Source organism: Pseudonocardia zijingensis, assembly GCF_042657305.1.
GTDB classification, from domain to species: Bacteria; Actinomycetota; Actinomycetes; order Mycobacteriales; family Pseudonocardiaceae; genus Pseudonocardia; species Pseudonocardia zijingensis.
On the sequence record NZ_JBHSKO010000005.1, the window covers coordinates 416788 to 427396 of the forward strand.

Consider the following 10609-nt stretch of genomic DNA (forward strand, 5'->3'; position numbering starts at 1 on the left):
GGTGCCGTTCGTACTGCTAGGAGGGGAGCAGGTGCTGCTCCTCCGCGTGGTGGCAGGCGCTCGGGTGGTGGCCGCCTCCGTGGGCCACGAGCGCCGGTTCCTCGGTCTCGCAGATCTCCGTGGCCTTCCAGCACCTCGTGCGGAAGCGGCAGCCGCTGGGAGGGTTCACCGGGCTGGGGACGTCGCCGGTGAGGCGGATGCGGGCGCGGCCGGCGCGGGCCGCGGGGTCGGGCACCGGCACGGCCGACAGGAGCGCCTGCGTGTACGGGTGGGACGGGCGTCCGTAGATCTCCTCCTCGGTGCCGATCTCCACGATCTTGCCCAGGTACATCACGGCCACCCGGTCCGACAGGTGCCGCACCACGGACAGGTCGTGGGCGATGAACAGGTAGGAGAGCCCGAACTCGCGCTGCAGCTCGGCGAGCAGGTTCATCACCTGGGCCTGGATCGACACGTCCAGCGCCGACACCGGCTCGTCGCAGACGATCACCTCGGGGCGCAGCGCCAGCGCGCGGGCGATCCCGATGCGCTGGCGCTGCCCGCCGGAGAACTGGTGCGGGTAGCGGTTGATGTGCTCCGGGTTGAGCCCGACGACGTCGAGCAGCTCCTGCACCTTCTTGCGCCGCGCGCCCTTCGGGGCGACGTCGGGGTGGATGTCGAACGGCTCCCCGACGATGTCGCCCACGGTCATGCGCGGGTTCAGCGACGTGTAGGGGTCCTGCAGCACGATCTGGATCGACCGCCGCAGGGTCTGCAACTCCTTGCCGCGCTTGGCGAAGACGTCCTCGCCGCGGAACCGGACCCGCCCCGAGGTGGGCGGTTCCAGCCGCATCAGCACCTGCGCCAGCGTCGATTTGCCGCAGCCCGACTCGCCGACCACGCCGAGGGTCTCGCCCTGGTGCAGCGTGAACGACACGCCGTCGACGGCCCGCACGTGGCCCACGGTGCGCTTGACGACGACGCCGGTCTGCACCGGGAAGTGCTTGACGAGGTCCTCGACCTCCAGGACCGGGGTCATGGGGAGACCAACTCCTCGGCGAACAGGCACGCGGACGCCCGCTCGCCCGGCAGGAGCACCAGCGGCGGCAGCTCGTCAGCGCAGCGCTGCGCGGCCATCGGGCACCGCGGGTGGAACGGGCAGCCGGGCGGGATCCGGGTGAGGCTGGGCGGCAGCCCGCGGATGGCGGCCAGGCTGGTGCCCTTCGTGTCGACGCGCGGGATCGACTCCAACAGGGCCCGCGTGTAGGGGTGGCCCGGGTTGGCGTAGAGGGAGTGCACGTCCCCGTGCTCGACGATCCGGCCCGCGTACATCACGGCGATCCGGTCGGCGACCTCCGCCACCACGCCCAGGTCGTGCGTGATCAGGATGAGGGCCATGTGCCGCTCGGCCTGGATCTCGGCGAGCAGGTCCATGATCTGCGCCTGCACGGTGACGTCGAGTGCCGTGGTGGGCTCGTCGGCGATGAGGACGTCGGGGTCGAGCGCCAGCGACATCGCGATCATGACGCGCTGCCGCATCCCGCCGGAGAACTGGTGCGGGTGGTCGTGCACCCGCTGCCGCGCGCCCGGGATGCCGACCACGTCCAGCAGCTCGACGGCCCGCTTCTCCGCGTCCCGCTTGCTCATCCCGCGGCGCGTGCGCAGCTGCTCGCCGATCTGGAACCCGACCGTGAACACCGGGTTCAACGCCGACAGCGCGTCCTGGAAGATCATCGCGATGTGCTCGCCGCGCAGCTCCCGGCGCCGCTCCGGGGTGGCGGTGAGCAGCTCCTCGCCGCGGTAGCGGACCGAGCCGCCGGTGACGGCGGCGGGCGGCGTGGGCAGGATCCCCATCACCGTGCCCGCCGTGACGCTCTTGCCGGAGCCGGACTCACCGAGCACGGCGAGCGTCTCCCCGGCGTCCACGTGGAAGTCGACGCCGTTGAGCACGTGCGCCACTCCGTCGCGGGTGCGGAACTCCACCCGCAGGCCCTCGACCTGGAGCAACGGGTCGGCCATCAGCGCCCCTTCGGGTCGAACGCGTCGCGCACCGCATCGCCCAGCATCACGAAGGCGAGCACCGTGACGGCGAGGAACGCGGCCGGGAACAGCAGCAGGTGCGGGGCGACGCGGATGTAGTCGCGCGCCTCGCTGATCATGACGCCCCACGACACGACGGGACTGCGCAGGCCGATCCCGAGGAACGACAGCGTGGCCTCGATGCCGATGAAGGCACCGAGCGCGATCGTGGCGTAGACCAGCACGGGCGCGAGGCAGTTGGGCAGCATGTGCCGCCAGATCACCCGTGCCGGGCTCGCACCGAGCGCGCGGGCGGCGCGCACGTAGTCCTGGCTGCGCGCGGCGATCGCGGCCGACCGCGTGATCCGCATCGCCACCGGCCACTGCAGGGCGGCCATCGTCACCACCACCAGCGCGGTGATCCCGACCGCGCCCTCGCCGACGGCCTCGCGGAACGAGGAGAGGATCACGATCGCGCCGAGCACGAACGGCAGGCCGAAGACGACGTCGGTGATCCGGGAGACGAGGGTGTCCAGCCACCCGCCGTGGTACCCGGCGAGCATGCCGAGCGCGCCGCCGAGCAGCACCGTGGACGTCGTGGCCAGCACGCCGACGACGATCGACACCCGGGTGCCGTGGATGGTGCGCGCGTAGACGTCGCGGCCCAGCAGGTCGTAGCCGAACCACGCCTCCGCCGACGGTGGCTGCCGGCTGCGGGCCAGGTCGCCCGCGCTCGGGTCGACGGACGTGAACAGCTGCGGGAACGCTGCGAGCACGAGCAGGAACGCGATCAGCGCCATCGAGATCAGGAACAGCGGGCGCCTGCGCAGGTCGTGCCAGGCGTCGGAGGCGAGGCTGCGTGGCTGGTCGGGGGCGTCCCCTGAGACCGCGCCCGCCGCGGTGGGCTCGGCCACCGCGGAGCGGAGCACGCCGGGGTCAGACATAGCGGATCCTCGGGTCGAGAACGGCGTACAGCACGTCCACCAGCAGGTTCATCAGCAGGTAGACGATCACGAGCAGGACGACCACGCCGGTGACCGTGGCGCCCTCCCGCAGCGCGATGGAGCGGAAGATCAACCCGCCGATGCCGCGGATGTTGAAGATGCCCTCGGTGACGATCGCGCCGCTCATGAGCGATCCGAGGTCGACGCCGAGGAAGGTGATCACCGGGATCAGGGAGTTGCGCAGCAGGTGCACGCCCACCACCCGGTGCGGCGCCAGGCCCTTGGCCACGGCGGTGCGGACGTAGTCGGACTGCCGGTTCTCCGCGATGGACGTGCGGGTCAGCCGGGCGACGTAGGCCATCGACAGGCTGGCCAGCACGAATCCGGGCACGAGCAGCTCGCCGAACCCGGCGTCGGCCGACACCGTCGGGGAGATGATCCCCAGCCGCAGCCCGAGCACGGTCTGCAGCACGTAGCCGGTGACGAACACCGGCACCGAGATCAGGAAGAGGGTGGAGACCAGCACGAGGTTGTCGAGGAACCCACCCGATCGCAGCCCCGTGAGGACCCCGGCGAGCAGCCCGATCACCGCCTCGATCACCAGCGCGACGATGGCCAGGCGCAGCGTGACCGGGTAGGCGGCGGCGATCAGCTCGCCCACCGACGTGCCGGAGAACGTCTGCCCGAAGTCGCCCTGCAGCAGGTTGCCGAGGTAGCGCAGGTACTGCACCACCACGTTCTCGTCGAGGTGGAACTCCTCGCGCATCCGGTTGATGTAGGCGTCCGGGCAGGGGCGGTCACCGCACTTGCCCGCGAACGGGTCCCCGGGGAGGGCCCACACGAGCAGGTAGATCAGGAACGTCGTGCCGAGGAACACCGGGACGAGCTGGAGGAGCCGTTGGACGATGTAGCGCCCCAAGGATGCCGCCTTCCGATCGCGGGAGCGGACGGCGACCGGGGTGGCCGGTCGCCGTCCGCAGGAGCCGCGCTACTACTGCGCTGTTACTGCTGCGCCGTCACGACTGGGCCGCGACCGTGACGCTCTCGAGGTCGAGCTCGCGGAACGGGGTGACCGTGACGTCCTGCAGCCGCTCCGACCACCCGGCCTGGAACGACTGGAAGTACACCGGGATCGCGGGCATGTCCTGGATGACCATGCGCTCCGCCTCCTGGTAGAGGGCGTTGCCCTCCTCGATCGACGGTGCGGCGTCGGCGCGGGCGAGCAGTTCGTCGACCGCGGGGTTGGAGTACTCGCCGTCGTTCGTCGAGGCCCCCGTGCGGTACATCGGGTTGAGGAAGTTCTCGATCGACGGGTAGTCCGCCACCCAGCCGGTGCGGTAGATGTCGTCCATCTTCCGCGCGTTGATCGCCGTGCGGATCTCGCCGAACGTGGTCACCGGCACGAAATTGCACTGCACGCCGAGCGCGTTGCTGATCGACACGCAGGTGGCCTCCATCCACTCCCGGTTGCCCGCGTCGGCGTTCGAGGTGAGCTCGATCGGGCCCTGGAACCCGCTGGCCTCGAACATCTGCCGCGCGCGCTCCGGCTGGTAGGTGCAGAGGTCGCCGCACTGGCCCGGCACCCGGCCCGGCACGTCGGGTGCGACCAGTCCGTCAGCCGGCGGGCGGGTGCCGCCGAAGATCTGCTGGTTGACCGCTTCCCGGTCGATCGCCATCGAGATGGCCTGCCGCAACTGCGGATTCTGGTAGCGCGGGTCGTAGAGCGGGAAGCCGAGGCGCTGCACACCGAGGTACGTCCGCGACACGCTCCGGCCGGCCAGGTCGGTCTCGTAGAGGTTCCCCGCGAGCCCGGACGGCGGGATGATCTCGATGAAGTCGAGGTTGTTCGCCACCACGTCGGCGTAGGCCGCCTCAGCGGACTCGTAGAACCGGAACTCCACCCCGCCGATGCTCGGCTTCGGCGCCCCCGGCCACTGCTCGTAGCGCTCGACCACGACGTTCGTGTTCGGCTGCCGGGAGACGAACCGGAACGGGCCGTTGCCGATCGGGTGGGCCTCGAACGCGGCCCGGTCGGTGAAGAAGAGGTCCGGGAGCGGCGAGAACGCGCGGTAGCCCAGCATCGTGGGGAACACCGCGAACGGGGCGGACAGCGTGACCTCGAAGGTCAGGTCGTCCACCACGCGCAGCCCCGACATCTCCTGCGCCGTGGGCTCCGGCGCGGTCTGCGGGCCCGCGGTGCCGTCCGGGTCCTCCGTGTGCACCTGGTCGTAGCCCTGGATGTGGGAGAAGAAGGAGCCGTTCTGCTGGCCGTTGGGCGAGTACGCGGTGTAGTTCCAGGCCCGCACGAAGTTGTTCGCGGTGACCGGGGTGCCGTCGTGGAAGGTCCAGCCCTCGTTCAGCTTGATCGTGTAGACCTGCGAGTCGGTGGTCTCGATCGACTCGGCCACCAGGTTCTCCGGCTCCGCCGTCTGGGGGTTGTACTCGACGAGCGGGCTGAACAGCGCGTCGAGGATCTTCCCGCCGCCGGTCTCGTTCGTGTTGCCGGGCACGAGCGGGTTCTCCGGCTCGGTGCCGTTCACACTGATCGTCACGCCGCTCTCGGCCGCGCCGTCCCCGCCGGACTCCCCGCCGCCACCGCACGCGGTGGTGGCCAGTGCGACGGCCAGGGGTACGGCTGTCCAGGCGGCTGCTCGTCGTGCTCGCATGGGCCCCCATATCGTCCGAACGGAGGGCGGAGGTGGTGCCTTCTCCGTATCAGCGGGTGATCTCGGAGCCGGACAGTATCCGGACGGATCGTTCCTGTTGACCCCTTCCAGGTCACAAATGGGTTGCGCACGCGGCGGGAGCGGCCACACGCGCGGGGCACGTACTCTGCGACCGTGACGCCACCCCCGGCCCGGCGGCGGCTGCTCCTCGTGCACGCCCACCCGGACGACGAGACGCTCGCCACGGGCGGCACGATCGCGCGGTACGCGGCCGACCCCGAAACCTCTGTGACGCTGGTCACCTGCACGCTCGGAGAGCAGGGCGAGGTGATCCCTCCCGAGCTCGCCGAGCTCGCGCCCGAGCGGGGTGACCAGCTCGGCGGCTACCGCGCCGGTGAGCTGGCCGCCGCCTGCGCGGCGCTCGGCGTGCGTGACCACCGCTTCCTCGGCGGGATCTGCCGCTGGCGCGACACGGGCATGGCGCTGGCCGGCCACGGGGTGCGCGCCGCCATGCCGGAGCGGCTGCACCCGCGCGCGTTCGCCCGGCCCGAGTCGTTCGACGAGCAGGTCGAGCAGCTCGTGGCCGTGCTGGAGGAGGTGCGCCCGCAGGCGGTGATCACCTACGGCCCCGACGGCGGCTACGGGCACCCCGACCACGTCCGGGCCCACGACATCACCGCCGCCGCGGTGCGCCGGGTGCCCGCCCGGCTCCTCCACACGGTGGTGGGCCGATCCACCCTCGACGCCGGGCTCGCGAAGCTCGCGGGCCGGGAGGGCCTGCCGTTCCGGATGCCCGAGCCCGACGAGCTGCCCACCGTGCCGGACGCGTCGATCGGCGTCCGCATCGACGTCTCGGCCCAGCGCGCGGCCCACGTGGCGGCCCTGCGCGCCCACGCCACCCAGGTGGCCGTGTGGTCCGACGACGAGGTCACGGCCTTCGCCGTGAGCAACTTCGTGGCGCAGCCCCTGCGCGACGTCGAGGAGTACGTGCCCGCCGACGGCACGGCCGGCCCCGCGGACGACCTGTTCGGGGAGGTCGGCGATGTCTGAGCCGACCGTGGACGAGACCGCCGACTTCGTCGAGGACGAGGACCAGCCGCTGCTTCCCGACCCCGTGCTGCTCGCCCTCCTCGTCGTCAACGGGCTGCTGCTCGGGGCGTTCGGGCTGATGTTCACCCCGCTCTACACCAACGGCATCCCCGTCCCCATGGGCGTCGTGCTGTCGGTGCTGCTGCTCCCGTGGCTCGTGCGCCAGGCAGGCGAGATCGACGCCCGGCCCGCCGTGGCCGGGGCGCCGCTCACCGCGTGGGTGCTCGCCGTCGGGGTGCTGGGGCTGTTCGGCCCGGGCGGCGACTCGATGCTGCTGGCCAACTGGCAGTCGCTCGCGCTCGCCGTCGGCGGGATCGGTGCGGGCCTGTGGGGCCTGCGCGCGGTGATGGAGCGGGACTACCGCGACCGGGTCGACGCCGCGAGCGCGTCGCGCGGGGGCAGCGGTGGCTGAAGCGATCCCGGACCGGGCGATCGTCGCGATCCTCCGCCCGTTCGTGCGGGCCACCCGCCCGGTGCTCGACGCCCTGCGCGAATCCGATCCCTTCGGCCTCCGCTCCCGCGCCTCCGCGGACGGGGCCGAACCCGCCGAGGAGCGCGGGCTGCGGGAGAAGGTGCTCGACACCCTGGCCGCCGTCGAGTTCCCCGGCACGGCCGCCTGGGCGGCGATGGACGTGCCCGCGCGCACCCGCTGGTGGGTGCGCCGCGTGGGACGGTTCACCACGCTGATCGCCGCCGTGCCCGGGCTCGGGGGCGCGCTCGCCAACCGGTTGCCCGTCTCCAAGGCCGTCGGGGCGGCCGGGCAGGGCCTGCTGCTGGTGGCCATCGCGGGCGAGCACGGCATCCGCGACGAGGACGAGCTGGTCGACCTGCTCGGCACGGTGCTCTTCCGCCGCGAGCTCGCCGTGCAGGCCGCCACCGGGGCCGAGGACGCGGCCGCCGACGCCCGCGCGGCCGAGCTCACCGGCGACCTGGCGAAACCGTCGACCACACCCACGCTCGGCACGGTGGCGCGCGCGGTGTGGCGGCTGGGGCGGGCGCTCTTCGCCGTGGAGGACGAGCTCGACAAGCGCCCGCACGGCAACATCCTGCACGAGGGCCTCGGCATGCTGCCGGTGGTCGGGGCGGTGGGGAAGTACCTGGGCGAGTGGTCCGGCCTGAAGAAGGCGGCCCGCCAGGCCGAGGCCCACCTGCGCAGCCGCGAGGTCCGCTTCCAGAAGGAGTGAGCCGCGGGCGTCAGCGCGGGGGCACCAGGTAGCGGTAGCGGTGGTGCTCGACGTAGCCGAGGCGGTCGTAGAGCGCACGGGCACCGTCGTTGCGCAGGGCCACCTGCAGCACCGCCCACCGCGCACCCCGCTCCCGGCCCCACGCGCCGGCGGCGGCGAGCAGGGTGGTGGCGTGCCCCCGGCGGCGGGCAGCCGGCACGACCTCCAGCGTGGAGATGTGCACGTGGTCGTCCAGCACGGTGGCGCGCACCTGCCCGAGCACCGCGCCGTCCCGGTCGCGCAGCAGGCCGAACGCGGTGGCGGGCGCGCCGGCGAGCACCCGCTCTTGGGCCGGAGTGGGCGCGCCTCCGACGGCCAGCCGCCACCACTCGTCGGACGGCGCGGTCGGCATCTCGAGGGCGCCGGCGGCGGGCGGATCGGCCTCGGCGGCCGGCGCCACCAGCACCGACACCTCGGCGCCCCGTGCGTGCCCGACGTTCAGCACCCAGCCCTGCGCGGCCACGGCGTGGTCCCACGGCGAGCCGACGGGCACCTGGACGCGCGGCTCCACGCCGTGCTCGCGGGCGAAGCGGCGCACCTCGTCCAGCGCTGCGGCCACCGGCATCCCCGGGTCGCCGATCGCGAGCGCCCCGTTGGCCCGGCCCGTGTACCCGCTCGCGGCGCGCAATCGCCACTCCCCGAGCGGGCGCTCGACCTGCGCGGGCCAGGCGTCCGCGCAGAGCCCCTCCAGCCTTGTGACCGCGGCGAGCGGGGCCCGGCGCGGCGGCGCGGGCGGCACGGCGCGCACCGCAACCACCGCGGAGCGGTCGACGCGGACGGGTCCGCGCCGCGTCCGGACGACCACCGCCCCGGGGCCGTCGGCCGCCAGCTCGCCCACCGCGTCGGTGTAGAGCGGCCTCCCGTCCCGCTCGCCGACGCGGTGCCGCAACGCCACGCGGCGCCCCACCAGCTCGTCCGGGATCTCCACCCGGCCATCGTGCGCCCGGCCGAGGACGCGCGTCACACCTGCCCCGGCTCCCACACCCCTCTCACCGCGATACATACTGTGGGCAGCCCCTGTTCGCCCGCGTGGAGGACCACCCGTGACCTACGTGATCGCCGAGCCCTGCGTCGACCTGCTCGACAAGGCGTGCATCGAAGAGTGCCCGGTGGACTGCATCTACGAGGGTGGGCGGATGCTCTACATCCACCCCGACGAGTGCGTCGACTGCGGCGCCTGCGAGCCCGTCTGCCCCGTCGAGGCGATCTACTACGAGGACGACGTCCCCGAGCAGTGGGCCGCCTACACCAAGGCCAACGTCGACTTCTTCGACGAGCTGGGCTCCCCGGGCGGCGCCTCGAAGGTCGGCAAGATCAACCGGGACGTCGAGCCCGCACTCAGCCTCCCGCCCCAGCAGCACGACGAGTGAGACGCGCGCTCCCGGACTTCCCCTGGGACACCATCGCCGAGGACAAGGCGCTCGCCGCGGCGCACCCCGGTGGGATCGTCGACCTCTCGGTCGGCACCCCGGTCGACCCCGTGCCCGCCGTCGTGCGCGAGGCGCTCGCCGGCCCGGCCGCGGACGTGCCGGGCTACCCGACCACCCACGGCGCCCCGTCGCTGCGCACCGCGATCGCCGGATCGCTCCGGCGGCGCTTCGGGGTCGAGATCGACCCCGTCCCGGTGCTGCCGACCATCGGGTCCAAGGAGCTCGTCGCCTGGCTGCCCACGCTGCTGGGGCTGGGCGCCGAGCACACGGTGGTGATCCCCGAGCTCGCCTACCCCACCTACGAGGTGGGGGTCCGGCTCGCCGGTGCCCAGCTCGTGCGCTCCGACTCCACGGCCGCGCTCGGCCCGCGCCGCGTGGCGCTCGTGTGGCTGAACTCGCCGTCCAACCCCACCGGCCGGGTGCTGCCGGTCGAGCACCTGCGCAAGGTCGTCGACTGGGCGCGGGAACGGGGCGCCGTCGTGGCGTCGGACGAGTGCTACCTCTCGCTGTCCGACGGGGCGCAGTCGGTGCTGCACCCCGACGTCTGCGGTGGATCCCACGAGGGCCTGCTCGCGGTGCACTCGATGTCGAAGTCCTCCAGCCTCGCCGGGTACCGGGCCGGGTTCGTCGCCGGTGACCCCCGGCTCGTCGCCGACCTCCTGGAGGTGCGCAAGCACGCCGGAATGATCGTGCCCCGGCCGGTGCAGGCGGCGATGGAGGCGGCCGCGTCGGACGACGCCCACGTCGCCGCCCAGGCGCAGACCTACGCCCGGCGCCGCGTGCGGCTGCGGGCCGCGATGGAGGCCGCGGGCTACCGCATCGACCACTCGGAGGCCGGTCTCTACCTGTGGGCCACCGCCGACGAGCCCTGCCGCGTCACGGTGCGGCGGCTCGCGCAGGCCGGGATCCTCGTGGCCCCCGGCGACTTCTACGGCCCCATCGGGGGGCGGCACGTGCGCGTGGCCCTCACGGCCACCGACGAGCGGATCGAGGCGGCGGTGGAGCGGCTGAAGGCCTGAGGCCGGCCTTCTCCGCCCGCGCGCCGCTGCCGCCCTGGAGTTCAGGAAAGCCACATTCAGGGCCGGAGAGGCCCGGAATGTGGCTTTCCTGAACTTCGCCCGAGGCGCCCCGGGCCTAGTAAGTGCCTGAGTGGTTGAAAACGAGGACATCCCCCTGTTGTGGTGCTCGGGCTTGGTGTCCCAACCACGACAGGAGGATGTCGGTGTCCAACCCTAGACGGCTCTCCCGCGGTGATAACC

General features: G+C 72.9%; 11 protein-coding genes. 5 read left to right on the top strand and 6 right to left on the bottom strand.

What is annotated here, in order from left to right; genetic code table 11:
• Positions 1-16: 16 nt before the first annotated feature.
• From ACFPL3_RS14140 to ACFPL3_RS14160, 5 genes are all read right to left on the bottom strand, one after another.
• Complete coding sequence (locus ACFPL3_RS14140; protein ID WP_343945292.1) at positions 17-1018, bottom strand: ABC transporter ATP-binding protein; 1002 nt, start codon at positions 1016-1018, stop codon at positions 17-19.
• Entirely contained in the window at positions 1015-1998 is a 984-nt protein-coding gene (locus ACFPL3_RS14145; protein WP_343945293.1) for an ABC transporter ATP-binding protein, read from the bottom strand. The genes ACFPL3_RS14140 and ACFPL3_RS14145 overlap by 4 nt, the downstream gene beginning before the upstream one ends.
• Positions 1998-2942, bottom strand: a complete 945-nt coding sequence (locus ACFPL3_RS14150) for an ABC transporter permease (protein ID WP_343945294.1) — start codon at positions 2940-2942, stop codon at positions 1998-2000. The genes ACFPL3_RS14145 and ACFPL3_RS14150 overlap by 1 nt, the downstream gene beginning before the upstream one ends.
• Complete coding sequence (locus ACFPL3_RS14155; protein ID WP_343945295.1) at positions 2935-3861, bottom strand: ABC transporter permease; 927 nt, start codon at positions 3859-3861, stop codon at positions 2935-2937. The genes ACFPL3_RS14150 and ACFPL3_RS14155 overlap by 8 nt, the downstream gene beginning before the upstream one ends.
• Positions 3862-3958: 97 nt before the next feature.
• Positions 3959-5608 carry a peptide ABC transporter substrate-binding protein gene (locus ACFPL3_RS14160; protein ID WP_379589071.1) on the bottom strand — a complete coding sequence of 550 codons (1650 nt, stop codon included), beginning with the start codon at positions 5606-5608 and terminating at the stop codon, positions 3959-3961.
• A 174-nt stretch (positions 5609-5782) separates the two neighbouring features.
• Here ACFPL3_RS14160 and mshB point away from each other — a divergent pair, with 174 nt between their 5' ends.
• From mshB to ACFPL3_RS14175, 3 genes are read left to right on the top strand one after another with little or no spacing between them, the layout of a single operon-like run.
• Complete coding sequence (gene mshB, locus ACFPL3_RS14165; protein ID WP_343945297.1) at positions 5783-6658, top strand: N-acetyl-1-D-myo-inositol-2-amino-2-deoxy-alpha-D-glucopyranoside deacetylase; 876 nt, start codon at positions 5783-5785, stop codon at positions 6656-6658.
• Complete coding sequence (locus ACFPL3_RS14170; protein ID WP_343945298.1) at positions 6651-7109, top strand: hypothetical protein; 459 nt, start codon at positions 6651-6653, stop codon at positions 7107-7109. The genes mshB and ACFPL3_RS14170 overlap by 8 nt, the downstream gene beginning before the upstream one ends.
• Entirely contained in the window at positions 7102-7881 is a 780-nt protein-coding gene (locus tag ACFPL3_RS14175) for a hypothetical protein (protein ID WP_343945299.1), read from the top strand. Before ACFPL3_RS14170 ends, ACFPL3_RS14175 begins: the two co-directional genes overlap by 8 nt.
• Before the next feature lie 10 nt (positions 7882-7891).
• Here ACFPL3_RS14175 and ACFPL3_RS14180 read toward each other — a convergent pair whose 3' ends face one another.
• Positions 7892-8848 (bottom strand): GNAT family N-acetyltransferase, encoded by a 957-nt coding sequence (locus ACFPL3_RS14180; protein WP_379589072.1) that lies wholly within the window; start codon positions 8846-8848, stop codon positions 7892-7894.
• A gap of 115 nt (positions 8849-8963) precedes the next feature.
• Here ACFPL3_RS14180 and fdxA point away from each other — a divergent pair, with 115 nt between their 5' ends.
• Entirely contained in the window at positions 8964-9290 is a 327-nt protein-coding gene (gene fdxA / locus ACFPL3_RS14185; protein WP_142105339.1) for a ferredoxin, read from the top strand.
• A complete protein-coding gene (dapC, locus tag ACFPL3_RS14190) occupies positions 9287-10369 on the top strand; it encodes a succinyldiaminopimelate transaminase (RefSeq protein ID WP_343945302.1) in 1083 nt (360 codons plus the stop codon). The genes fdxA and dapC overlap by 4 nt, the downstream gene beginning before the upstream one ends.
• Positions 10370-10609: the final 240 nt, after the last annotated feature.

Coding starts and splice junctions, on each gene's coding strand:
- ACFPL3_RS14140 (WP_343945292.1), bottom strand. CDS start 1,018: ATGACCCCGGTCCTGGAGGTCGAGGACCTCGTCAAGCACTTCCCGGTG.
- ACFPL3_RS14145 (WP_343945293.1), bottom strand. CDS start 1,998: ATGGCCGACCCGTTGCTCCAGGTCGAGGGCCTGCGGGTGGAGTTCCGC.
- ACFPL3_RS14150 (WP_343945294.1), bottom strand. CDS start 2,942: ATGTCTGACCCCGGCGTGCTCCGCTCCGCGGTGGCCGAGCCCACCGCG.
- ACFPL3_RS14160 (WP_379589071.1), bottom strand. CDS start 5,608: ATGCGAGCACGACGAGCAGCCGCCTGGACAGCCGTACCCCTGGCCGTC.
- ACFPL3_RS14170 (WP_343945298.1), top strand. CDS start 6,651: ATGTCTGAGCCGACCGTGGACGAGACCGCCGACTTCGTCGAGGACGAG.